This window comes from Roseibium aestuarii (assembly GCF_008477545.1).
GTDB lineage: Bacteria > Pseudomonadota > Alphaproteobacteria > Rhizobiales > Stappiaceae > Roseibium > Roseibium aestuarii.
The window spans coordinates 95805-119951 of sequence record NZ_VORA01000001.1 but is presented as its reverse complement, the minus strand read 5'-3'; the positions used below and the strand labels follow the sequence as shown (position 1 = coordinate 119951).

Annotated in this window: 17 protein-coding genes and 1 pseudogene; 11 read left to right on the top strand and 7 right to left on the bottom strand. The window is 63.8% G+C overall.

Translation table 11 applies throughout. The features are described 5' to 3' along the window. Positions 1-22: 22 nt before the first annotated feature. The 5 genes from cas3 to FR728_RS00535 form a co-directional block, all read right to left on the bottom strand. Positions 23-1771, bottom strand: coding sequence for a CRISPR-associated helicase Cas3' (cas3, locus tag FR728_RS00550; RefSeq protein WP_244304341.1), 1749 nt, complete (start codon positions 1769-1771; stop codon positions 23-25). After that, entirely contained in the window at positions 1666-2301 is a 636-nt protein-coding gene (locus FR728_RS19510; RefSeq protein WP_244304340.1) for a CRISPR-associated endonuclease Cas3'', read from the bottom strand. The genes cas3 and FR728_RS19510 overlap by 106 nt, the downstream gene beginning before the upstream one ends. Positions 2302-2502: 201 nt before the next feature. Further along, positions 2503-2745 carry a hypothetical protein gene (locus FR728_RS00545; RefSeq protein WP_341872921.1) on the bottom strand — a complete coding sequence of 81 codons (243 nt, stop codon included), beginning with the start codon at positions 2743-2745 and terminating at the stop codon, positions 2503-2505. A 129-nt stretch (positions 2746-2874) separates the two neighbouring features. Further along, positions 2875-5481 (bottom strand): TonB-dependent receptor, encoded by a 2607-nt coding sequence (locus FR728_RS00540; protein ID WP_149890716.1) that lies wholly within the window; start codon positions 5479-5481, stop codon positions 2875-2877. 485 nt (positions 5482-5966) lie between these two features. Then, complete coding sequence (locus FR728_RS00535; protein WP_188318747.1) at positions 5967-8831, bottom strand: M16 family metallopeptidase; 2865 nt, start codon at positions 8829-8831, stop codon at positions 5967-5969. A gap of 680 nt (positions 8832-9511) precedes the next feature. Here FR728_RS00535 and FR728_RS00530 point away from each other — a divergent pair. The 10 genes from FR728_RS00530 (at position 9512) to FR728_RS00485 (ending at position 21103) form a co-directional block, all read left to right on the top strand. Next, positions 9512-10558, top strand: coding sequence for a C4-dicarboxylate TRAP transporter substrate-binding protein (locus FR728_RS00530; RefSeq protein ID WP_149890714.1), 1047 nt, complete (start codon positions 9512-9514; stop codon positions 10556-10558). A 115-nt stretch (positions 10559-10673) separates the two neighbouring features. Next, positions 10674-11195: a TRAP transporter small permease gene (locus tag FR728_RS00525; protein ID WP_149890713.1), complete on the top strand. Its 522-nt coding sequence runs from the start codon at positions 10674-10676 to the stop codon at positions 11193-11195. Next, the gene (locus FR728_RS00520; protein ID WP_244304339.1) at positions 11192-12535 is read left to right on the top strand and encodes a TRAP transporter large permease; all 1344 of its coding nucleotides are present in this window, start codon (positions 11192-11194) and stop codon (positions 12533-12535) included. The genes FR728_RS00525 and FR728_RS00520 overlap by 4 nt, the downstream gene beginning before the upstream one ends. 31 nt (positions 12536-12566) lie before the next feature. After that, entirely contained in the window at positions 12567-13367 is an 801-nt protein-coding gene (locus tag FR728_RS00515; protein WP_149890712.1) for an IclR family transcriptional regulator, read from the top strand. Positions 13368-13459: 92 nt separating this feature from the next. Further along, positions 13460-15562, top strand: coding sequence for a 3-hydroxyacyl-CoA dehydrogenase NAD-binding domain-containing protein (locus FR728_RS00510; RefSeq protein ID WP_149890711.1), 2103 nt, complete (start codon positions 13460-13462; stop codon positions 15560-15562). Beyond that, complete coding sequence (locus FR728_RS00505; RefSeq protein WP_149890710.1) at positions 15559-16734, top strand: acetyl-CoA C-acyltransferase; 1176 nt, start codon at positions 15559-15561, stop codon at positions 16732-16734. The genes FR728_RS00510 and FR728_RS00505 overlap by 4 nt, the downstream gene beginning before the upstream one ends. 11 nt (positions 16735-16745) lie before the next feature. After that, positions 16746-17942, top strand: a complete 1197-nt coding sequence (locus FR728_RS00500) for an acyl-CoA dehydrogenase family protein (RefSeq protein ID WP_149890709.1) — start codon at positions 16746-16748, stop codon at positions 17940-17942. Positions 17943-17951: 9 nt separating this feature from the next. Beyond that, a complete protein-coding gene (locus FR728_RS00495) occupies positions 17952-19085 on the top strand; it encodes an acyl-CoA dehydrogenase family protein (protein WP_149890708.1) in 1134 nt (377 codons plus the stop codon). Further along, entirely contained in the window at positions 19082-19528 is a 447-nt protein-coding gene (locus FR728_RS00490; protein ID WP_149890707.1) for a PaaI family thioesterase, read from the top strand. Before FR728_RS00495 ends, FR728_RS00490 begins: the two co-directional genes overlap by 4 nt. 69 nt (positions 19529-19597) lie before the next feature. Beyond that, positions 19598-21103, top strand: coding sequence for a class I adenylate-forming enzyme family protein (locus tag FR728_RS00485; RefSeq protein ID WP_149890706.1), 1506 nt, complete (start codon positions 19598-19600; stop codon positions 21101-21103). A 126-nt stretch (positions 21104-21229) separates the two neighbouring features. Here the strand turns inward: FR728_RS00485 and FR728_RS19765 are convergent. Continuing rightward, positions 21230-21664: pseudogene (locus FR728_RS19765) on the bottom strand (substrate-binding domain-containing protein); the annotation flags it as partial. 139 nt (positions 21665-21803) lie between these two features. Between FR728_RS19765 and FR728_RS00475 the strand changes: the two are divergent. Further along, positions 21804-22685 (top strand): ribokinase, encoded by an 882-nt coding sequence (locus tag FR728_RS00475; protein ID WP_149890705.1) that lies wholly within the window; start codon positions 21804-21806, stop codon positions 22683-22685. Positions 22686-22850: 165 nt separating this feature from the next. On the opposite strand, the gene FR728_RS00470 is transcribed toward FR728_RS00475, so the two are convergent. Beyond that, positions 22851-24029: an MFS transporter gene (locus FR728_RS00470; RefSeq protein ID WP_149890704.1), complete on the bottom strand. Its 1179-nt coding sequence runs from the start codon at positions 24027-24029 to the stop codon at positions 22851-22853. Between the last annotated feature and the right edge of the window lie 118 nt (positions 24030-24147).

Sequence of the window (24147 nt, the reverse complement as noted above, 5' to 3'; positions counted from 1 at the left end):
GAACCTCCCCTTGCGCCGATCGCTAGATCATCAATTGTTCCGCAGCCAGATAGTCCGCGTCTTCCCAGAGCAGACCCACGTCCGGCAGATAGAGCCCCTCGTCCTTCAACACGCAGAACTGGTCGCCACGCTGCGCCGGCGCCGCAAACTCCGCCTTGCCATTCGCCACGAGACGCGCCCGCGCTTCCGGCGGCACCTGGACGACAAAGGTCTGCAAGGCCCTTGCAAGCGCGGCGGAGGATTTTTCCGGAACGCCCAGAAGGCGGATCGCCTCCCGCGCCTCGTCGTCCCCCGCCCCATCACCCCATGGGACAATCACGGGCACCATGCCGCTCTCGATCATGCGGAACTTCTCGGCCACCGTGCGGAAGGCGTAGTCCGTGCCCTTCCTGCTGTGGGTGAAGAGATCGAGAATGCCCTCCCGGTCGAGATCGCCTCCCATGCGCCAGTAGACCTCGGCGAAATAGGCTTCGATGGCGGCAAGAGACTGCAGATCCTGCGCATGGGTCGTCCGCATGCGCTCCATGTCGCCCATCAGGCTCCGAATTTCCCGGGGAGGCGGATAATCAGGAGACGAGAACACGGTGACAATGCTCTCCTCGGTGGCCCGCCGGCCTTCCCGGTTGCAGCGGCCCGCCGCCTGGATGATCTGATCCAGCCCCGCCTCCGCCCGCCAGACCTTCGGGAAGTCCACATCGACACCAGCCTCGATCAGGCTGGTGGCGACCACACGGCAGGTCTGCTTCCCCTCCAGCCTGCTCCGCACCTCATCGAGGATCTGACGACGATGCGCCGCGCATTGCCGGGTCGTGAGATGGACCAGGCCGTCCAGCCTCGCCTGCTCCGCCTCCCGAAACAGGTCCAGCGCATGCTTGCGGCTGTTGACGATGACGAGAGCCTGCTCCTCCCCCTCCAGCTGGGTGATCAGATCGCCGTTGGCCATGGTCCCGACCATGCGAACCGTTGCGCGCCGCAGCTTTCGCGCCAGTTCGTGGGGATCGGGAGCCAGTTCCCGCCCTTCCAGGGACAGCCCGCCCTGCACTCTGTCCTTGCCAAGGGCCGGCTGGGTGGCCGTGCACAGGATGATGGTGCAGCCATAGGCGCGGGCCAGCTCGTCAAGCATCCGCATCGCCGGCCTGAGCAGGTGACGTGGAATGGTCTGCGCCTCGTCCAGAATGATGACGCTGCCGGCGATGTTGTGCAGCTTTCGCACTCTGGAGGTTCTGGCCGCAAACAGGCTCTCGAAAAACTGGACATTGGTGGTGACCACGACCGGCGCGGCCCAGTCCTCCATCGCCAGCTTCAGCTTGTCCGCCTGCTGCCTGTCCTCCTTGCGCCCCTGCTGCCACTTTTCCTCATCGATCGCAGAATGGTGCTCGAGAACGACGTCATCGCCGAGGAGTTTCCGGAAAATGGCTGCCGTCTGGTCGATGATCGAGGTGAAAGGGATCGCATAGATGATCCGCCGGTGACCATGGTGGCTGGCGTGATCCAGGGCAAAGCCCAGGGATGCCAGGGTCTTGCCCCCGCCCGTCGGCACAGTCAGCGTGAAAAGGCCAGGCGAATTCGCGGCCTGCGCTCTCACATGATGCAAGATATCGCCGCGGAGACGGTTCAACTCGCCGCCCGCATCGGCCTTCTCCGCCATGTGGGCGTCAAAGAGCGTCAGAAACCGGGGCAGGCACTCCTGCAGAGCCGGCCAGTCCCGGTCCCGCGACCTGCCTTCCAGCCGGTCATAGAAGGCCTCCGTATCCTTGAAATCCGCGTCCACCAGACAGGAAAGATCATGCGGGCCATGACCGACAGGGAGAAGTCCGCATCCGCCGGGGGGATGGTCCGCAGGAGGTCCGGGGCCAGCCCCTCAGACCAGCGTTGCGAGGCTTCGGCGAGCGCCTGTTGCCAGATCGGGTCAAGCGCGGGCACGTCGGCTTCCAGGCGCCGATCAAGGCTTGCGGCGGTCTCATTCTTGCGGTCCGGCAATCCGGCATGGTGGCCCGCAATGCAGTAAGCCACAAGCTCCAGAACGATCCGACCGGCCGCCGGCAACTTTTCAGCTCGGGCCATCATCTCCACGGCCCCGGCGGACGAGTGATCTACCCGAATGTCGTCACCCGCGAGGCGCCGTTGGAACTGGCGCGTGTATTTGCCCAGATCATGATGGAGGCCAGCCAGATATGCCGGTTTCTCGAGCCCCAGAGGTCGCCCGAAATCCGCGGCCCTGCGGGCCGTTTCCTGCAGGTGATCCTGCAGCCTCTGCCAGTCGCCTTGATCGTCTGGGGAGCCGGAATGAGCGAAGAACATGAAAACTTCTTGGTGTAAAAACGATAATCACACCTTATGAAGCGCTCCCTCTGAATGAAACAGGAAATTTTTCCGCATTCACCCCAGTTCGCGTGAACTGGTACAGATCTGATGCAATGCTGACTTTCGCGTGTCTCTCGGTAAGATGTTTTGCACAGGGTTAGATACGAGCGATTATCACAAATGCGCTCACCCGGTGCACTATCTACTAGGGGTTGAAGCACTCCTCCAAACGTCCGACAGCACCCACCTCTCCCAGTCCAGCATCATGTCGCGGCGTTGATCGAGGAGGTCGGTGCGGTGATAGGTGGCCTCGACGGCGTTCCTGATCGTGTTGGCGAGTGCCCGCTCGGCCAGATCGCGGGCATAGCCATTCTCCGAGGCCCAGTCGCGGAAGCTTGAGCGGAAGCCATGGGCGGTGGCCATCGCGATCACGTGTGACAAGCGCATCAGTCCCGAGCAAAGGCACAGCGTCCCTCGAAGGCACGCTCTTCGGAACCGTTCCAGACGGGAAGGCACGGCCTCAACCGGCAGAGATCGTGCCTTCCCACCCCGTTTCTTGCGGCCGGGTCCTTACCAGGTGAACTTTCCGGTCAGGGCGATGGTTCGGCCGCGGACCCAGGGATTGTCGTCGCTCGACACCATGTTGGAGACGTCATCCAGAAGATTGGAAACCTTCAGCTCGATGTCGAAGGGGTTCCCCTCGATCTCGGCAACCGTGTAGCCCACGGTGGCGTTCAGGCTGAGATTGGTGTCGAAATCATAGTCCTCGTAGACGTCTGTCAGTGTCGAGACGTCGGCCCCATCATAGGTCGCCACGATCCCGAGCTCGTCCGCATCATCGCCGCTGTCACGCACGCCGGTGTAACCGAAGACCACATCTCCACTCAGGCCGAGACGCAGCCTGCCCTCCAGCCACGTGGAAGTGACGCCAAGATTGAAGCGCAGCGGAATATCGAGATTGCCGGTGACCTGCTGGAAGCCTGCCTTGGTGTAGGTCGAACCGCCATAATAGATATATTCATCGTCGATAGATTCATCGAAGTATGTGTTGTTCGAGATATCGCGCTGGGCCCAGACTCCAGCCAGATGCACCCCGAGCTTCTCGAGATATTCTGTCTGGATCCGCCAATCGCGAGTGTATTCTAAGGTTACCGACTGGTAGCTCGAAGAACCTTCGTTGCTCAGGATATTGTTCCGCGTGGTGCTTTCGCTCGAACGGGAGAACTGATCGCGCCCCTGTCGGTTGAGATACTTCAGGCGCCAGTTGCCGCCGCTGAACGGATCGTCATAGGAGACCGCACCGGTCAACTCGTCGTTGTAGGGGGTTCGCAAGTCCCCGTCGCCGTAGCGGTAAGGTGCGGTCAGCGTTCCCGCGACCCAGCCCCCCACTTCGCCGGTCGTAGCGTCATAGCTGCGCGAGTAGCTCGTGCGGCCACCCGTGTTGTCATGGATCGCGTATGTGATGTAATCGCCGGAGTAGTAACGGTTTGCGCCAAAGGTGAAGGACAGGTTGTCGAACGGCGTCACCGTGGAGACGAACCGCGGCGCCACGTTGTAGTTCTGCAGATAGGTGTTGTAGTCGCCGCGCAAGCCTGCCCGGATCTTCAGCCAGCGCCATTCCTGCTCGGTCTGGGCATAAAGGTCGAACTTGCTGGCGTTTACCGTGGTGTCATAGTCGTCATAGACCAGCCTGCTGGAGAAATAGACGTCCCTCGTGCAGGTGTCATCGCCCGTGTCACAGACAAAGCTGCCGGGGAATCCGCCGTAGGTCTCATATTCCGCGTCGGCCGTAGTCTTTGTGGCGGTATAGGTGTCGAGCCCGGAGAATGTCCGGCTGGCGCGGGTATATTCGAAGCCGCCGCCGAGCAGGAAGGTGCCCCAGAGCAGGTCACCATCAAGTTCGGAGGTGCCACCAAGGGTAACATCGTCCAGCGACTTGCTGCCGGCCCCGCCCTCATAGCAGTAGGTCGTCGAGGTGGATCCATCCGGGTTCTGGCACCAGGTGGAGAAGAGGTCGCTATCAGTGACATAAGTCGTTCCGCTACGCGTCCGCTCCCTGTAAATGGTCCAGACCTTGTATTCATCGACGCCCGACTCGTTGGTCACACTCTGGTAATTAAAGAGACCCTTGCTGTTCAGGTGCACTCCGCCAAGGATATCCAGGTCACGGTCGAAATCGAGGACGTTCTGCACGGCGACATTGCCGACATCGATCCCGACGTCATACATGGCATTGGACACCCATTCCTGCACGGCATGGGTCAGGTTGGTGGACCAGTTCAACTCGCCTTCGTCCAGCTCCTTGCTGACAGACACCCGATAAAAATCGGAAATCGATGAGAACGGCACATATTCCGAATCCTCATCAACGACATACTGAACGTCCATCTGCTTGTCCGCGCCGCCATAGCGACGGGAGAATGCGACAAGCGCGGCGATGCTGTCGGTCACAGGGCCGTCGGCCGTGACCGAGAAGTCGAACTTCTGCCACTCCGGCTCCGTGCGGCCCTTCGGGTTTTCACCGTCATCCGTGGCGATGTGATAGTTCGCGAAGCGGTTGTCCTGATAGCTGAAGGTGGTCGCGCCACGCCACTCGGTGGCGTCCGGATCCGGCTTCCTCAGCTTGTAATTGACCACTCCACCCTGGAAATTCCCGTATTTCGCGGACACGTTGGAATCGAAGAGCTCGACCTCCTCGACAAAGGTGCTCGGCGTGTACTGGCTCTGGGAGCTCATGCCGTAGAACCCGCGAATGTTGTTCGCGGACTGGGTGCTGTCCCACCGCGAGATGCCGTTGCCATAGTCGCTGGAAACAGGGTCGTAGGCGCCGGCCGTGCTATTGATCGACACGCCGTTGAGCATGAACATGTTCTCGTCGGTCTGGGCTCCGGAGATTGAAACTTCCAGCGGACGGAAATCAACGACGTCATCCGCGTTCTCGCCCTCGTCATCGGCTTCCGCGGAATTGTTCAGATACTGGACGGTCGGCAAGCTCTTCAGGATGCTCGTCGCATCCCCCGTGGTGTCTGTCCGGGTCGACACCGACTGGGCATTCATGGTGGTTCGGCCCGTATCGCTGGAACCAACCTCGCTCAGGCTCGCAGCCCCCTCCGGCGTATCCGTCCCGACAATCACCACCTCGAGCGTTGTCGTCTCCTGAGCAAGACTCTGACCCAATCCACCGCCCGAAAGGCCAATGGAAAGCAGGGTCAACCGCGATACCTGCCGCAAAAGTGAACCACGAATGTTCATGGAAATCGCCTTGTTTCAATTGGGAATTCAAGTGCGCAGATACGACCCTGAGGAAATAGGTGGAACCAATCAGAGGATGCCGCGGAAGCGAACAAGGCTTCTTCGCGCGCGCTATGGCTGACCTAAAGGCAGACTCAAAAAACTTGAGTCAAGAAGTCAAAAATTCACCTTTTCCCAAGAGGGAGTCAGCGTCACAGATTTCATTCCGCTTCGGCAAATAAATCGCGGCAGCAGAAACACGTGAAAGAAATGCAACCATAGCGGGTATCAAAACATGATTTTCTTACTCATATTTTTACCCGTTGCAAAATTGACACATTTGGCACGCGCGGCAGCAGGCGAGCGCTCAAATGCAATCGCCCGCAGCCGAGCTGCGGGCGACGGAATTCAGCAGAGCGCCGGTACGGCTTTCAGGGGGCTTTCCTGGGCAGTGCGATGACCGTCAGGCTTCGGGCCAGCGGGATGAGCGACTGTGCCAGGGCCTCGATCCGGTCCTGCGTCAGCCGATCCGCCAGCTGGGCCATGGTCTCCAGATAGCGCGCATCGCCATAGCTGCGGAGGCTCAAGCCAAGGCGCCGGACCCAGGTATTCGGGTCTTCCAGGCGGCCGCTTTCAGCAAATCGGAGATCCTCGCGCAAGCGATCAAGCTGCATTCCGGTCAGGCGATTGGGAAGGTCATCCAGCACTGTACGGGCCGCCAGAGCCAGTTCCTCTGCCCGGTCCGGCGCGCATGTGAACGATACGTCGAGTTCAAGCCGATCGGTCCAGGGGGACAAGGTCATTTCAAAGGCCACCGAATAGACGCCTCCAAGCCGCAGCCGGAGTTCATCCTTCAGCGCGGTCTGGGTCAGTGGTGTCAACGCAGACAGAAGGAAGGCCTTTTCCGGTGACCATTCCATGTCCGTACTGCCAAGCAACCTGACGCTCGCCATGGCCTGCTCATAGACGTGCACCGTTTCCTTGCGATGACCATCCACCTGGCGGGACGGCACAGGACCGAGCGTGGCCTGACGCGGAATCCTGCCGACATGCCTCGCGAAGAGACTCTCGAGGCCGAAACCCGCAGCCGGTTGGGGGCGCGGGCCCACGACCAGCCAGGTTACCGGCTGCATCAGAATATTCGCCGCGGCTTCGGACAGGTCCTGCAAGGTCAGATGTTCGAGGTCCCGGGCGTCGGGCCGCGTGGCCGTGTTGCCGAAGCGCCAGGCATTCACCTGCATGGCCAACTTCTGAGAGGGAGTGAAATCGCGTGCAAGATCTTCCCCCATCTGAGACCTGAACGCCGAAAGGGCATCTGCGGAAAGGGAGACATGAAGGATCTTGTGCCCGTAGGCCCGCAGGAGCGAGGACAGCTCTTCCGGACTGGCGATCGCCGCGATGTCCAGCTCACCAGGTTTGAGGGCCACACTCCATTTCGGGTCCTTGTTCTCGCGATAGCTGGCATTTTCCGTCTCGGTCCAGAAATCGAAGCCGCTCTGGTCCCAAAGCTGGATGGCAGCCTGGGACAACCAACTGGGATACTGACGATTCTCGAATCCGGGCTCCGACAGGGCCTTGATTGTCAGCTTGTCGCCGGGTGTCGGCCGATCCAGCCAGACCAGCCGGTCACCGTTCTCCAGACGCCAGCCGATGACACCTTTGCCAAGATCCTCGGGAGCGGACAAACGCCCTGCATCCCCGGTCGCCTCAGACATTTCCGGAAGCTCCAGCCGCGCGGTCGGCTCTTCGACCTCCAGCTCCTCGTCCTCGTCCTTGGCCTCGGGGACGGAGACGCCCACGCCTTCGGTCACAGGGGAGAAACGCTGGCGCGCAAAACCGGCCTCGAGGGACATCACGTGTTCCTCAGTGGGCAGCTCCCGTTGAACGCTGCCCGGGACTTGATAATACACGAGCCGGTCTGCGGCGCCCAACCACTCGACAAGCCGCCGGTTCAGGTCTTCGAAGGTAATCTCGTCGAGCGCTGCCAGAATCTGGTCCCGCTCCGTTTCCGGATGGGTCAGGACCTTGCCCTGCACGAGGCTGCTCGCGATCTTGTCTTCCCAGGTCTGATACGTCCGCGATCCGGCCGCCTTGACGTTGCGCCGGGCGATGTCAGCGACCTTCTCCCTCAAAGCAGCAAACTCCGTCTCGCTCACGCCATTCTGCCGCAGCCGTTCCACCTCGCGCAGCAACACGGCCAGTCCCATGTCGTGGTCATGGGTCTTCGCCGCAAAGGCCAGGGTCAACCGCTCATTCGTGGTTTCCTGAAGCACGAAGGTCAGCCCCTCCACTTCCCCGGAAAATGCCGACGACTGGGCGGAAATGCGGTCACGGATCAGACGGCCGAGGAAATATTTCTCCAGATAGAAACGGAGCCCGTCGATGGTGTCGCGCTTTGGTGCGGAAACCCGAAACGCATAGGTTACCCGGGAAGACATTCCCGCCGGATCCTGAACTCGTCCGATGTGAATTCCGGGTCGGAGCGGGAGCACCAGGTAGGGACGCTCAGGAGCACTCAAAGAGGGATAGGACCCGAAATGCCGATCCAGAGCTGCGACCACCGTCGCCGGGTCCACCCGCCCGCTGACGATGACGGTCATGTTGGATGGGCGATAGAACCGCTCGTGAAACGCCTGGATTTCATCGATGCCGACGGCCTCAATCCGCTCACGGGTGCCGATCGGCGTCGTTGCGGCATAGTTCGAGCCATTGCGCACCTGGGCCTTCTTGAGACGATTGACCCGCTCCGCGACGGAGCTGTTGAGGCGCAGTTCCTCCAGAATGACCTGCCGCTCCCGGCTCCAGTCGTCCGCGCTCAGAACCGGCGCGAGGAGCATGTCTGCCAGCAGTGCCATGACCCCATCCACGTCGAGGGCGTCGTGGGGCCGCGTGCGGACCATGAACTGGGTCTCCGTGTCGCGGGTCATCGCATTGATCTGAACCCCGGTCCGCCAGCCGAGGCGAGCGATGTAGCGGTGGATGGTTTCCGGATGCGCCTTCGTGCTCTGGAACACCATATGCTCGAGAATATGCGCCAGCCCTCCGGGCGCGGCCTCGTCGACGGACCCGGCATTCACAATCAGGCGGATATTGTACGGATCTCCCTCCCGCTTGCTGTCATGGATGACGTAGGACAACCCATTGTCGAGCGTGCCACGGACGAGACGCGGATCCCACTCGAGAAGATCAGCGCTGTCCTGCTCCTGCGCCGGGACAGGCACGAAAGACAGGGTCAGGAAGACGGCGCAAAAAACGGAGAAAGAGAGAGCGGCGAGGCTCCGAAACAGGCTGGTCACGACAATGGCTCGGGATGGGAACGGCGTGAGGGCCATTCAAGGGAGGAAGGAAGGCCGGCAGCGGTTCAACGCCCGCCGCCAGATCCGCGTCGCGGCTCTCTACAATTTATAACTCTAATATTCAACATTTTGAGTCCGACGGTTTCGCTCGGGAAACGAGAGCCCTCCAGAGCCCCCCGTGATCGTCAGCACTCGCAAATCACAGCGAAACCCGAAGCGGCATCCAAGTATTTTTGGAGCAATCCAGGCTGCATCCATTTTTGGAAACGTCGCCGAAGATGGTCGCGCCTTGAGATGCGCACCTGCATCTAGAAGCTCACGGTTTTGCTCGGGTCAGCCTGGCGCTTCAGACCACGCCGCCAATTGATCGTCGGCATACCTTGCTAGCAGCCTGTGATCCCGACGCTCCATCCTCTGCGCCTTCACTTCGTAGCCACCGCCTGAGCCCGTGTCGGAAGAGTGCAGCGTCCTGGAAGGCATTCCTCGTTTTCTCAAGCACTCCTCCAAGAGGAACCGGGAGGGCTAGGGGATCGCCTTGGGTGAGCCATGTGAAGGCACGAGAAAAACGCTGTGAGGGATTGCCTCCACGCGCAACCTCCGTTAAATTTCCATTATGCAGTAGTTAGTTTCGCATAGTGGAATTACTGCCTGCGATCTTTGTCCAAGGGAGGGAGGCCCTTATGAAACATCTTCTTGCAGCCACCGCTGCGCTTGCCCTTTGCATGTCCGCCGGTGTTGCGGCCGCACAGACGACGCTCATCCTCGGCGAGGCCGGTCCGAACCGGGGCGCCCGCGCCAAGTCCCTCGAGCATTTCGTTGCCGAAGCCGAGAAGCGTTCCAACGGCGACCTCAAGTTCGACGTGCAGTGGGGTGGTGCCCTGTTCAACGCGAGCGGCGCGGTTCAGGCGATTGCCGATGGCGTCGCCGATCTCGGCACCGTGATCTCGGTCTATTTCCCGCAGGAAATGATCGGCTACGGCATCGCCGACCTGCCGCTCCTGAACGAGGATGCCTGGGTGGGCATGCGCGCGACCGACGAACTGATGCGCACCGCACCGAGCATCCAGGCCGACCTGGCCGAGAAGAACCTGGTGTTCATCGGCACCTTCACCACCTCGCAGGTTAACATCGGCTGCAAGAACGCCGCCATCCGCACCACCGAGGATATCGCCGGACTGAAGGTGCGCGGCACCGGGGCCTATGGCGACACCTTCGGCGACTTCGGCGCCAACATGGTCAACATGTCGGTCTATGACGCCTATCAGGGGCTGGACACCGGCCTGATCGACTGTTCCCAGGGCTATTCCTATGCAGTGGCCGCCCTGAAGCAACAGGAGGTCATGACCTCCTACACCCTGCTGAACTGGGGCCAAGTCGGTGGCCTGGGGATCCTGATGAACAAGGATTCCTATGACGCCCTGGACGACGCCCAGAAGACGGCCATGACGGAAGCCGGCGTCGCCATGGCCGACAAGCTGGGCGAGCTGATCAACGCCGACAATGACGCAGCCGTCGCGAAGATGAAGGACGCGGGCGTGGAGATCATCTCCCTGCCGGTGGCCGAACGCGACAAGCTGGTGGAAGCCGGCAGCAAATATGTGACCGAATGGGTGCAGCGGGCCGATGCCGCCGGCCTCGACGGCGAGGGTCTGCTGGCGCAGTACAAGAGCCTGCTGGAGAAATACGCCGCCGAACGGGACGAGAAGGGCTATCCCTGGACGCGCTGAGCGCGCCCTGCCCTTCGAGACATTCCGCAGGGCCCTTCCCTGCGCTGTCCCCGGCCGAATGGGCCGGGGACACTTCGGACCTGCGCCTTCTGATCATCACCCCCGGATCCCAGCCATGTTGCGACGCCTCGAACGCCTGCTGCTCGACCTCTCGGTCTGCGCAATTGCGGGTCTCTGCCTCCTGATCACCGTCAGCGTGCTGCTGCGGGCCCTGTTCAACTCGGGCATTCCCGACACGGTCATCATGGTGCGGGAACTGATGGTCGCCTCGATCCTGCTACCGCTGGCCGCAGCCACCACGGCCCGCAGTCACATCGGCGTCGAGTTTCTGGCCAAGATGATGCCCCTGCGCGTGCAGGCCGGCCTCGTCATCTTCGGCAGTTTCGTCGGCCTCTTCGCGCTCTGCCCGCTGATCTATGCCGGCTGGCGCGAACTGGCCCATACCTATTCGAGCGGATCCTTCTTCTTCGGGCAGTTCTCCCTGCCCAAGTGGCCGGGACGCCTGATCTTTCTCATCGGCCTGTGTGCCTGCTGGCTTCGGCTGCTGAGCTTCGTGATCTCCGACCTGCGCCTGCTCGTCTCCGGCGAGGACATCCGCGAGCTCGCCGACCCGAAACCCGCGATTGGAGACGAATGATGGACGGCACTCTCGTCGGACTGGCAGCCTTTGGCGCGGTCATTCTCCTCTTGGCAATCCGCGTGCCGATTGCCTTTGCCCTGGCCTCGGTGGCCACGATCGGCAGCTTTGTCATGTTCGCCTTCCGCACAGGGACCTTCACCCCGGAACGGGCGATCAAGCCGACAACCTCCATGGTCTTTTCGAATTTCTTCGATCTGATCCATTCCTACGACCTGTCGATGGTGCCGCTCTTCGTGGCCCTCGGGCACATTGCCTACCGCTCCGAGATCACCACGCGCATCTATGACGCGGCACGGGTCTGGCTGGTGCGCATTCCCGGCGGCGTGGCCATGGCGTCGGTGGTTGGCTGCGGCGGTTTCTCCGCCATCACCGGCTCGTCCATCGCCTGCGCCTCGACCATGGGCCGCATCTGCTCGCCGGAAATGCTGCGCATGGGCTATGACAAGCGCTTGGCGACCTCCTCGGTTGCCGCCGGCGGCACGCTCGGCTCGCTCATTCCCCCGTCCGTGCTCTTCATCATCTACGGCATCTTCACCGAGACCTCGATCAGCAAGCTGTTCCTGGCCGGCATCCTGCCCGGCCTGCTGACCCTCGCCGGCTTCCTCGTGGTGATCTACCTCTGGGTGCGCAAGGACCCGGCTTCGGCACCGACCTTCACGGGTGAGATCCGCCGGGGCGCCAAGCGCCGCGCCGCGCTCAAGGCCTGGCCCGCCATCGCGCTCTTTGCCGTCATCATCGGCGGCATCTACGGCGGCATCTTCACGGCCACCGAAGCGGCAGCCATCTGCGTCTCGGCGGCAGTTGTCATCGGCTTTCTCCAGAAGAAGCTCACCTGGGACGGTCTGCTGCGCTCCTTGCGCGAAACCGCCCTGCAGTCGGCGGCCATCTTCGTCATCGCCGCCTCGGCCAAGATCTTCGTCGCCTTCGTCGCCCTGACCGGTGTCGCCAGCGCGCTGGGGGAAAGCATCACGGCCGCACAGCTCTCGCCCGTCGTTCTTCTGGCCGCCATTGCCGTCCTCTATCTGGTGCTCGGAATGTTCCTCGACCCGATCGGCATCATGGTGCTCACCCTGCCGCTGATGATCCCGCTGGTGGAAGGCTACGGCTTTGACCTGATCTGGTTCGGTGTGGTCATCATCAAGCTGCTCGAAATCGGGTTGATCACGCCCCCCGTTGGCCTGAATGTCTTCGTCATCGGCAACGTGGTGGGCAAGCAGGTCAGCATCGACCAGATCTTTGCGGGCATCGTTCGCTTCCTGGCTCTGGACTTCGTCGTTCTCCTGCTTCTTATGGCGTTTCCGATAATCTCCACGCTCATTCCGTCGACGATGCAATGAGCCTGAAACGACGCGCAGCCGAGGGCCCGAGATGAGTGATTTCGAGAATGACAGACGGTTCGCAACGACCCTTGCCCGGGGTCTGAGTGTGCTGCGCGCCTTCCGCGTTTCCGACAATGGCCTCGGCAACGCGGAAATCGCCGAACGCACCGGCCTGCCCAAGTCGACGGTCTCCCGGCTGACCTTCACCCTGCAGGCGCTGGGGTATCTGAGCCATGCGCGGCGGCACGACCGCTACCGGCCGGGCCCCGCCCTGCTGGCCCTCGGCAACATAGCAAGCGCGGCCATTTCCTTCGTCGACCTGTCCGAAACGCTGATGCAGCGCCTGGCGGACGACACCGGGACCATGGCCTTGCTGGCGGTGCAGGACCAGGACCGGATGATGCTGGTGAAGACCTGGCGGCCGCGCACGGTGGCATCGATCTGGCTCGAGATCGGTCATCGCCTTCCGATCAACGGATCCTCCTCCGGTCACGCGCTGATGGCGTCCCTGTCCGAGGAAGGGTTCGACCGGCTCTATGCCGAGATTGCCTCCGACGAGCTGCCGCGCGAGCGGGCGATCGAGATGCGGCGCAAGGCCAATGGCCAGCTCATGTCGCGCGGCTTCGTTATTGCCGACCCGGCAGACTATTTCTCGCGCAATGTGAACGCGGTCTCCGTGCCCTTCTATGCGCGCGACCTGAGCGAGCCGGTCATCTTCACCTGCGGCGCGACGCCCGAGGACCTGACCATGGAGCGGATGATCAGCGAAGTCGGCCCGAAACTGAAAACTGCGGTGCGGGAGCTGGAGCGCATGATGGGTCAGGCCCCAAGCGGAGCCGGAGGTCTGTAGCGCCGGTATAAATTCCGCAAAGTGGAATTAATTTTGACATGCCGAAATTAGACGCTGTCTGACGGCAGGACATCACGAGAGGAACGAAGGGTATGACGGAAACCGTCACTTATGAGCTGATCGACGGGATCGCCGTCCTGACGATCGCGCATCCCCCGGTCAATGCGACCTCGCAGAAGGTCCGCGAAGCCCTGAAGGACGCGGTGCTGCGCCTGAACGACGATGCGGACGCCCTCGGCGGTATCCTGACCGGGGACGGCTCGATCTTCGTCGGCGGCGCGGACATCCGCGAGTTCGGCAAGACGCCGATGCCCCCCGCCCTGCCGGAGATCATCAACCTGATCGAAGACAGCGCCAAGCCGATCGTCGCGGCCATCAACGGTGTGGCTCTGGGCGGCGGCTGCGAGCTGACGCTCGGCGCCCATGCCCGCATCGGAACCCCGGGCGCGCGCATCGGCTTGCCGGAAGTGACCCTCGGCCTCATTCCCGGTGCCGGCGGAACCCAGCGCCTGCCCCGCCTGATCGAGATCGGCACGGCGCTCGATCTGATCACCAGCGGCCGGCAGCTGACGGCGGCCGAAGCCCTCGACTGCGGTCTGTTCGACCAGATCGCGGAGCCGGCGGATCTGCTGGCGAGCGCATCCGCTTTAGCTCGGGAGCTCGCGGCCGCGCCCCAGACCATCCGCCGTCTGAGCTATCTGCCCGCCCCCCAGGCCGATGCGTCGGTCTTTGAAAAGGCCCGCGCCGCCTGCCGGGCCAGATACAAGGGCCAGATCAACCAGCTTGCCGCGGTCGATGCGGTCGAGGCCGCAACGCGGCTCGACAGGGAGGCCGGCATGGCCGAGGAACGCCGCCTGTTCCTCTCGCTCATGTCCACGCCGCAACGCGCCGCCCTGATCCACGCCTTCTTTGCCGAGCGCAAGGCGGCCCATGTGCCGGACATCAAGGACATCGCGGTCGAGCCGATCGAAGAGGTCGGGATCATCGGTGGCGGCACCATGGGGGCGGGCATTGCCACCGCCGCCGCGATGGCCGGATACAGGGTGACCCTTGTCGAGCGCGAGGAGGAGTTCGCGGCCAGGGCCCGGGCAACCATCGAGAAGAACCTCGCACGTGCGCTTGAGCGCAAGACGCTCAAGCCGGCGGACCACGCGGCCATTCTGGGCGAACGGCTCAAGACCTGCGTCGGATACGAGAACCTCTCGACGGCCGACGTGATCATCGAGGCGGTCTTCGAGAACATGGACGTCAAGCAGGAGGTCTTCCGCGCGCTCGACGGCATTGCCAAGAAGGGCGCAACGCTGGCAACCAACACGTCCTATCTGGATGTGAACGCGATTGCCGCCGTCACCTCCCGGCCGGAAGATGTCATCGGTCTGCACTTCTTCTCGCCAGCCCATGTCATGCGCCTGCTCGAGGTCGTCGTCGCCGACAAGACCTCCGGCACCCAGGTCGCACGCGCCTTTGCCCTGGCCCGGCGCATGAAGAAGACGGCGGTGCGTGCAGGCGTCTGCGACGGTTTCATCGGCAACCGCATTCTCGCCCATTACCGCCTGGCGGCCGACTACATGATGATGGACGGCGCCAGCCCCTATGACATCGACGCGGCCCTGACCGACTTTGGTTTCGCCATGGGCCCCTTCCAGGTGGCCGATCTCGCCGGCATCGACATCGGTTACGCCACGCGCCAGCGCCGCGCTCCCGCCCGTCATCCGGACGAGCGCTACGTCGGCTTTGCCGATGCCCTGTATCACAAGGGCTGGCTGGGCCAGAAGACCGGACGCGGCTTCTACATCTATGACGCCGAGGCTCCGAAAGGCCGCCCGGACCCCGAGGTCAGCGCCATGCTCGACGGCGCCCGCAAGGCCGAAGGCATCGCGCCCAGGACTTTCACCGCGGAAGAGATCCAGGATCGCTACATGGCCGCGATGATCAACGAGGGCGCGCGCGTTCTGGAAGACGGCATCGCTCAGCGCCCCTCCGACATCGATGTGGTGTTCCTCGCTGGCTACGGCTTCCCGCGCTGGCGTGGTGGCCCGATGCAATATGCCGACGAGATCGGCCTGGACACGGTCCTGAACCGGATCCGGACCTACGCCGCCGAAGACGCTCACTACTGGTCCCCTGCACGGCTGCTGGAAAAGCTCGTCGCAGAGGGAAAGACTTTCAAGGATCTGAACGAGGCCTCCGCATGAACCGCGCCGTCATTGTCTCCACTGCCCGCACCCCCGTCGGAAAGGCGGCCCGCGGCTCGCTGAACATCACCCACGGGGCCGACATGGCCGGGCACGTTCTCGCCCATGCCGTGTCCCGCGCCGGGATCGATCCGGCCCTGATCGAGGACTGCGTGCTCGGCTGCGGCTATCCGGAATATGTCACCGGGGGTAACATCGCCCGTCAGGGACTGATCCGCGCCGGTCTGCCCGTGTCCATCGCCGGCACCACGGTCAACCGCTTCTGCGCATCGGGCCTGCAGGCCATTGCCATGGGCGCCCATCAAATCGCCCATGAAGGGGCGAAGGCCATCCTCGCCGGCGGGGTCGAGAGCATCTCCATGGTGCAGCCGCCGGTCCGCTCGTCGAAGAATAGCTGGATCGAGGCGCACAAGCCCGAACTCTACATGACGATGATCGAGACCGCCGACATTGTCGCTCATCGCTACGGCGTGTCCCGCGAGGCTCAGGACGAACTGTCCCTGATCTCCCAGCAACGCACCGCCCACGCCCAGGCAAACGGTCTCTTCGACGACGAGATCGTGCCGATGGACGTCACCAAGGCGGTCACCGACAAGGCCACCGGCGAGACCTCGGAGGTTCAGGCGCTTTTCGCCAGGGACGAATGCAACCGTCCCTCGACCACGCTCGACGGCCTCGCAAGCCTCAAGCCGGTGCGCGGCGAGACCGACTTCGTCACCGCAGGCAATGCCTCCCAGCTCAGCGACGGGGCCGCAGCACTGCTGCTGATGGACGAAGGCGAAGCGGAGCGTCAGGGCCTGACGCCGCTCGGCGCCTTCAAGGGCTTTGCCATTGCCGGTTGCGAGCCCGACGAGATGGGGATCGGCCCGGTCTTCGCCGTGCCGCGCCTGCTGGAACGTCAGGGCCTGAAGGTCGACGACATCGACCTTTGGGAACTGAACGAGGCCTTCGCCAGTCAGGCTCTTTACTGCCGCGATCAGCTCGGCATCGATCCGGACCGCTGCAACGTCAACGGCGGCTCCATTTCCCTCGGCCACCCCTTCGGCATGACCGGCGCCCGCATGACCGGCCACCTTCTGATCGAAGGTCGCCGTCGCGGGGCAAAGCTCGGGGTCGTCACCATGTGCATCGGCGGCGGTCAGGGCGCTGCCGGCCTGTTCGAGATTTTCTGAGAGAGACCCCCATGGACCTGACCTTCACTCCGGCGGAAGAGGATTTCCGCAAAGAAGTTCGCGCCTTCCTGGAGGCAAAGCTGCCTGAACGTCTCGCGGAAAAGGGACGGCTCGGCCGTCACCTGTCCAAGCAGGACCACGAGGAATGGCACGCAATCCTGAACGAACGCGGCTGGCTGGCCGGCAACTGGCCGAGGGAATATGGCGGCCAGGGCTGGAGCGCCGTGGAGCGCCACATCTTCGAAGAGGAAATGACCCGCGCCTGCGCCCCGCGCATCGTGCCCTTCGGCGTCGCAATGCTCGGCCCCGTGCTGCAGACCTTCGGCTCCGAGGAGCAGAAGGCGTATTATCTGCCGCGCATCCTCAACGGCACCGACTGGTGGTGCCAGGGCTATTCCGAGCCGGGCGCCGGGTCGGATCTGGCCTCTGTCAAGACCTCGGCGGTGCGCGACGGTGACCACTATGTGGTCAACGGGCAGAAGACCTGGACCACTCTGGGCCAATACGCCAACATGATCTTCTGTCTGGTGCGCACCAACACCGAGGGCAAGCCGCAGGAAGGCATTTCCTTCCTGCTGATCGACATGACGACGCCGGGCATCACCGTGCGGCCGATCGTGCTGATCGACGGTCAGCCGGAGGTCAACGAGGTCTTCTTCGACAACGTGCGCGTTCCGGCCGCAAATCTGGTGGGCGAGGAAAACAAGGGCTGGACCTATGCCAAGTATCTTCTCACCCACGAGCGGACCAACATTGCCGGCGTCGGTTTTGCCCAGGCCGGTCTCGAACACCTGAAGTCCATCGCCCGGCTCGAGCAGGATAACGGACGTCCCCTGATCGAGAACCCGCATTTCGCCGCGCGCATCGCCCAGGTCCAGATCGACCTGATGGCCATGGCGACCACCAATCTGCGCGTCCTGTCGCAGGCGGCCTCCGGCCAGGCGCCCGGTGCCGAGAGCTCCATGCTCAAAATCAAGGGCACGCAGATCCGTCAGGAAATCAATGCGCTGACCCGCGTGGCCGTCGGCCCCTACGCCATGCCCTTCGTGTCCGAAGCGCTTGAGGACGGCTGGAACGGCGACCCGATTGGCCCGGATTACGCCATGCCCGCCACCGCCACCTATTTCAACAATCGCAAGCTGTCGATCTACGGCGGATCCAACGAGATCCAGCGCACGATCATCAGCAAGGCCATCCTCGGGCTGTAAGGACGCGCCATGAATTTCGAACTGACCCAAGAACGCCGGATGATGCAGGACGCCCTGCGGCGCTATCTGGCAAACACCATCACCACCGCGACCCGCGAGGCCGCCGAGGCCAGCCCCACCGGTTTCAGCGACCGGATCTGGGAAGGTCTGGCGGAACTCGGCGTGATTGGCGCGCTCTTCACCGAGGACCAGGGCGGCTACGGCGGCAGCGGTTTCGACCTTGCGACCGTCTTTGAGGAAATCGGGCGGGCCGGAGCGGTCGAGCCGCTCCTCGACACCGGCGTTCTGGCCGGCGGGCTTCTCGGCGCGCTCGGCGGCGATGCGGCCGCGCAGACCCTCGAGGCCGTCATCGCGGGGACCCATCAGCTGGCGCTGGCCCACACCGAACCCGCGAACCGCTATGCGCTCGACCGGGTGTCGCTGACGGCGGAGAAGACCGCTGGCGGCTACTGTCTCGAAGGCCGCAAGTCCGTGGTCGTCAATGCCTCTGCCGCCCACGACCTGCTGGTGACGGCCCGAACCAGCGGCCAGGTCTCCGACAGCGCCGGCATCTCGGTCTTCCGGGTCGCAGCCGATGCGCCCGGCCTCGAGATCCGGGACTATCCGCTGTCGGGCGGTGGCCGGGGGGCGGAACTGACCCTCACCCGGGTCGAGGTCGCCGACGCGGCGCTGCTGGGCGTGGAGGGCGAGGCCCATGCGGCCCTGGTCCATGCACATGCCCGGGCAACGCTCGCCATCTGCGCGGAAGCCTTGGGCCTGATGGACCGTATCCGCGTTCTGACCACCGACTATCTCCAGACCCGCAAGCAGTTCGGCAAGCCCATCGGCAAGTTCCAGGCCCTGCAGCACCGCATGGCGGATGTGCTGGTCGAGATCGAGCAGGCCCGCTCCGCCGTGATCAATCTGGCTGGCAACCTGGACGGACCGTCCGCCCTGCGCGACCTGCATGTCGCCGCCACCAAGAACCTGATCTCCCGGGTGGGCAAGCTGGTCGCCGAGGAGAGCATCCAGCTGCATGGCGGCATCGGCATGACGATGGAATATGACCTCGGCCATCTCGCCAAGCGGCTGACCATGGTCGATCACCGCTTCGGCGACGGGATCCATCACCTGGACCGCTTCATCCGGCTGGCCGTCGCATGAGCGAGGCACCTCTCTCCACGCTGATTGAAAACGAGACGGGCGCGCAGCGCCTGCTCGGCTACGTTCTCGATGTCGGCCAGGGCGACGGCTGTGCCCGCTGCTGGCTCGACGTCGAGGAGCGTCATGCCAACCGCCATGGCGTCCTGCATGGCGGCTTCAGCACCGTGCTGCTCGACAATTGCATGGGGGCCACCGCCAGCCTGACCCTGGATGACAGCGGCCGCCGCCCCTTCCTCACCGTCTCCATGACGACGCAGTTCCTGGCCCCGGCCCGGGTCGGCTCGCGCATCACGGCGACAGGCCGGATTGTCGGCGGCGGCAAGTCCCTGCTCTTCCTCGAAGGGGTCGTGAAGGACGAGGACGGCACCATCATCGCCACGGCCCAGGGCGTCTTCAAGAAGGTGCCCGACGCGGCGCTGAAGACACCACCCGTTTCCGCCTGAGGCGCGACGGCCCTGCACACCAGCACGTCACAGAGCGTGCGCCAGACAAGATTTTCGGGAGTGATCCGGATGACGGCCAGTTTGATCCACGATCTGATCTTCACAGCCTCTCGCGCCAACAGCGGCGCCCTCGCCATGGTCGACCACAACTGGTCGCGCTGGACCTGGGCCGAATATGCCGGAGCCGTGCGCGAAGCGGCCGCCATCCTCGGGGAAACCGGGATCACCGCCGGGGAACGGGTGCTGATCGTCTGTGAAAACAGCCTGATGGCCGCCTCCTTCGTCTTCGCCAGCTCGCTCGTGGGCGCCGTTGCCGTGCCGGTGAATGCCCGCATGAACAGCCATGAAATCAAGCGCATCGCCGACCACGCCAAGCCGCATGTGACGGTTTGGGCCTGCGACGTGTCGGCAGAAGCCGCCGCCCATGCGGAGGCAGCAGGTGCCGAGCTGCGGACCGCAAGTTTCGGCAGCTATGGCCTCAAGGCACATGAAGGCCTCGACAAGGGTGCTCCGGTCGGCGCTCACGTGGCCGTGCTGCTCTACACGACCGGGACCACCGGCGACCCGAAGGGCGTGATGCTGACCCACGGCAACCTTCTCTTTGCCGGCAACGCGTCCGCCACCCTGCGCGGCATGACCTCCCAGGACCAGATCTATGGCGCCCTGCCGATGACCCATGTCTTCGGGCTGGCCTCGATGCTCGTTGGCGGGGCGACGGCGCGCGCCTCGATCCGCATGGTGCCGCGCTTCCGGGCAGACCGGTTGCTGGAGGCCCTGCGCGAGGAGGCCACGATGCTGCCCGCCGTGCCCCAGATGCACGCCCTGCTCATGCAGCACACCGCCAGCCTGGGCGAGGAAAAACTTACCGGCTCGCCGCTGCGCTATGTCTCCTCCGGCGCGGCCCCGCTGGATCCGGCGTGGAAGCGCAAGGCCGAGGCCTTCTACGGCCTGCCCCTGCAGAACGGCTATGGCCTGACCGAATCCACCGCCGGCGTCTCCAGCACGAAGAACCCCATCGGCTCGCCCGATATTTCCGTCGGCAAGCCCCTGCCCGGCGTCGAGGTGCGCATCGACGAAACCCTCGGCAACGAGCCGGGCGTCGGCGAGGTCCTGACCCGCGGCCCCCACGTGATGGGCGGGTATTTCCGCAATGCGGAGGAGACCAGCCGGGCGATCACCCCCGACGGCTTCCTGCGCACGGGCGATCTCGGCAGGATCGACGCGGAAGGCAACCTGCACATCGTCGGCCGGGCGAAGGAACTGATCATCCGCTCCGGCTTCAACGTCTATCCGCCGGAAGTGGAAGCCGCCTTCAACGACCATCCGCAGGTGGTGCAATGCGCGGTGGTCGGCCGCAAGACGGAGGATGGCAACGAGGAGGTTCTGGCCTTCGTGCAATGCGCCGACCCGAACGCCGTGGACATGGCAGCCCTTAAAGCCTTCACCGACGAACGGCTGACCAGCTACAAGCGCCCGTCCCGCATTGTCCTCACCACGAAGCTGCCGGCTGCCTCCACCGGCAAGATCCTGAAGGCGGATCTCATCAGAACCTTCGCCACCGAGCTCTCGGCCTGACCAATCGGACGTGCGGGTGGCGCGGCACTCCACCTCCAGTGAAACGCTGGTCGGACCAGGCATTGTCCGGTCCGGCCTGGCCTCCACCAGATGTAGCGCTCCGCCGCGCAGGTGGGAGTCCCGCAGCACCAGCGGACAGGGCTGGCGGACTTCCTCCGCGGTCAGCGGTTCGGGGCTGAGCAGGGCGTCGACGGCCCATTGCCCCATTTCCCGGTGCGGCAGAAGCACGGTGGACAGGGGCGGGTAGAGCTGCTGGGCGGTTTCCTGGTCGTCATAGCCCATCACCGCCACATCCCTGCCAACCCGCAGGCCGAGCTCCTTCAACGCCTCATAACAGCCGACGGCCGTCAGATCGTTGGCACAGAAGATCGCGTCCGGCGGCGCCTCCCGACTCATCAGCTCGAAGGTCGCGGTGCGGCCACCCGAGGGCAGGAAATTGCCTTCCACCACCAGTTCCGGATGGATCGGCAGGCCCGCAGCGATCATGGCCCGCTCGAACCCTTCCATGCGCTGGCTTGAGGCCTCCATCCAGCGCTCGCCGGAAATGAAGGCAATGCGACGGCATCCGGCTGTAAGCTGGGTCTGCGGAGGTTCGGGAGGCGGGCGTAAAGATCCTTGCGGCCTCTGCTGTCGCGACGGCGCGCCAGTTGTCGTGCTACAGGCTCAAGCTCCACACGCAAGCGTCTCGGGAAACGAGTGAATGGCAATCCTGAACCTCGGCTCTATCAATGTCGATCGAGCCTATCACCTCAAGTCATTGCCCTTGCCCGGCGAGACCGTGACGGCGCTCTCGGAGCAGATCGGTCTAGGGGGCAAAGGGGCAAATCAGTCCGTCGCGATTGCCCGAACCGGTGGATCCGTCGTTCATCTCGGGGCGATCGGCCATGGCGACGGCTGGCTGACGGACTTCCTCCAGTCCGCCAAGGTCGATACCGGTCACGTTCATTTGCGCAAAAACGTTCAGACGGGTCAGGCCTTCGTGATGGTCGGCGAGGACGGAGAAAATTCCATCGTTCTCTCCCAAGGTGCAAACGCGACGCTCACGACCTCGGAGATTTCCGCAGCGATTGCGACCATGGCAGCCTATGACTGGCTGCTCTTCCAGAACGAGACGAATGGCATCGCGGAAGCCGCCCGGCTGGCCCGTGCGCACGGAATGAAGGTGGCCTTTGCAGCAGCGCCCTTCGAGGCCAGCTCCGTCCTGCCGCTGCTGCCGCTGATCGACCTTCTGGCGCTCAACGAAGTCGAGCATGCCCAGCTGCAAGCTGCGTGCGGAGACCAGCCGATCACGCTGCCAGCGCTTCTGGTGACGTCCGGTGCAAGAGGCGCGCGCTACGTGGATCACACGCAAAGCATTGCAGTCGAGGCCCTGACTGTGACGGCGGTGGATACGACCGCTGCCGGAGACACCTTCCTGGGGACCTTCCTCGCCTGCCTCGACGGCGGAGACGACGTGAGGCAGTCACTCCACTACGCCAACGCCGCAGCCGCCCTCAAGGTCACACTCAAGGGCGCGGCAACCGCCATTCCCTCTCGGCAAGACGTCGAATCCTTCCTGAAAGGTCGGCCTCCTCACATCTGACGTGGCCGCTGCTGGCGGGCGCGTTCAAGCGTCCACGTCGGCGAACAGCCCAGACCGTGCACGTCATGCTCATTTCACCGACGTCACACGAGGGGCGGCACCGGAAGGCGCCGCCCCTTTCTGCATGCGTTTTCAGGATCTGCCGCGGCCGCTTGGAACGCCGGATCAGGCGTCACACAGACGCTGTGCGGCAGCGGACTTGCGGCGACCGAGCACCAGCAGACCAAGTGCTGCCGCTGCAGTCAGCGCTCCGGCTGCGGGCACGGCCCCGTAACCCAGCCCTGCACTGATGACCGCACCGCCCAGCGCCGCGCCGATGGCATTGCCCAGATTGAACGCGCCGATGTTGATCGACGAGGCCAGTCCCGGCGCTTCGGCGGCAGCCTTCATGACCCGCATCTGCACCGGCGGGACGATGGCGAAGGCGGCCGCGCCCCAGAAGAACAGCAGGGTAATGGCAGGGACAAGCGACCCGAGAACCAGGGGCAGGCCCAGCATGATCGCGCTGAGCGCTGTCAGGAACAGGGCCGTCGCGCCATCGAGAGACCAGTCGGCGACCCGTCCGCCCAGCCAGTTGCCGACCGTGAAGCCGAGGCCGATCACCACGAGCGCGATCGACACTCCTTCCGGGGAGGCGCCGGCAAGGGTCTGCAGGACCGGCGAGAGATAGGTATAGAGCGCGAACATGGCACTGGAGCCCAGAACCGTGGTGAAGAGGGCTGCCACCACCGGGCCGCGGGTCAGGACCTTCAGCTCCTTGCGCAGATCGGGCGCCTGTCCCGCGCCACCCCTCGGCAGGGCGAGAGCAAGGGCGATCATCGCAACGACGCCAAGGCCTGCGGTGCCACAGAAGGCGGCGCGCCAGCCGATCTGCTGCCCGACCCAGGTCGCGAGGGGAACCCCGCCCACATTGGCAAGTGTCAGGCCCATGAACATGGTCGCGACCGCACTCGCCCGCTTGTCCGGCGCAACCACACCGGAGGCGACCACAGCACCCAGGCCGAAGAACGCCCCGTGGTTCAGGCTGGTGACGACCCGCGAAGCCAGAAGCGTCCAGTAGTCGGGCGAGAGGGCGGAGAGGAGGTTGCCGAGGGTGAAGATGGACATGAGGGCGATGAGCGCGGTCCGCTTGCCGAACCGGGCAAAGAACAGGGTCATGAGGGGAGCCCCGACCATGACCCCGAGGGCATAGCCGCTGACCAGAAGCCCTGCAGCGGGGATCGAGACCCCGACACCGTCCGCGATGACCGGAAGCATGCCCATGGGCGAAAATTCGGTCACGCCAATGCCGAAGGCGCCAATGGCCAGCGCCATCAGGGGCCAGAATGAGGTGTCTGGTTTCATCGGGTCTTTCCTTGTTTTTGTCACGCGCTCCACACGGGCGCCGGGAGAGGCGATGATCCGTGGCGGCGGCGCAGCGCGATTGTCTGCAGGCCTGCCGAACCGAGGCGTGGTGATGGGG

Excerpts from the sequence above, each read along its gene's own strand:
- FR728_RS00510 (WP_149890711.1), top strand. The coding sequence starts at position 13,460 with ATGACGGAAACCGTCACTTATGAGCTGATCGACGGGATCGCCGTCCTG.
- FR728_RS00495 (WP_149890708.1), top strand. The coding sequence starts at position 17,952 with ATGAATTTCGAACTGACCCAAGAACGCCGGATGATGCAGGACGCCCTG.
- FR728_RS00500 (WP_149890709.1), top strand. The coding sequence starts at position 16,746 with ATGGACCTGACCTTCACTCCGGCGGAAGAGGATTTCCGCAAAGAAGTT.
- FR728_RS00520 (WP_244304339.1), top strand. The coding sequence starts at position 11,192 with ATGATGGACGGCACTCTCGTCGGACTGGCAGCCTTTGGCGCGGTCATT.
- FR728_RS00470 (WP_149890704.1), bottom strand. The coding sequence starts at position 24,029 with ATGAAACCAGACACCTCATTCTGGCCCCTGATGGCGCTGGCCATTGGC.
- FR728_RS00530 (WP_149890714.1), top strand. The coding sequence starts at position 9,512 with ATGAAACATCTTCTTGCAGCCACCGCTGCGCTTGCCCTTTGCATGTCC.
- FR728_RS00475 (WP_149890705.1), top strand. The coding sequence starts at position 21,804 with ATGGCAATCCTGAACCTCGGCTCTATCAATGTCGATCGAGCCTATCAC.
- FR728_RS00505 (WP_149890710.1), top strand. The coding sequence starts at position 15,559 with ATGAACCGCGCCGTCATTGTCTCCACTGCCCGCACCCCCGTCGGAAAG.
- FR728_RS00490 (WP_149890707.1), top strand. The coding sequence starts at position 19,082 with ATGAGCGAGGCACCTCTCTCCACGCTGATTGAAAACGAGACGGGCGCG.
- FR728_RS00525 (WP_149890713.1), top strand. The coding sequence starts at position 10,674 with ATGTTGCGACGCCTCGAACGCCTGCTGCTCGACCTCTCGGTCTGCGCA.
- FR728_RS00515 (WP_149890712.1), top strand. The coding sequence starts at position 12,567 with ATGAGTGATTTCGAGAATGACAGACGGTTCGCAACGACCCTTGCCCGG.
- FR728_RS00485 (WP_149890706.1), top strand. The coding sequence starts at position 19,598 with ATGACGGCCAGTTTGATCCACGATCTGATCTTCACAGCCTCTCGCGCC.
- FR728_RS19510 (WP_244304340.1), bottom strand. The coding sequence starts at position 2,301 with ATGTTCTTCGCTCATTCCGGCTCCCCAGACGATCAAGGCGACTGGCAG.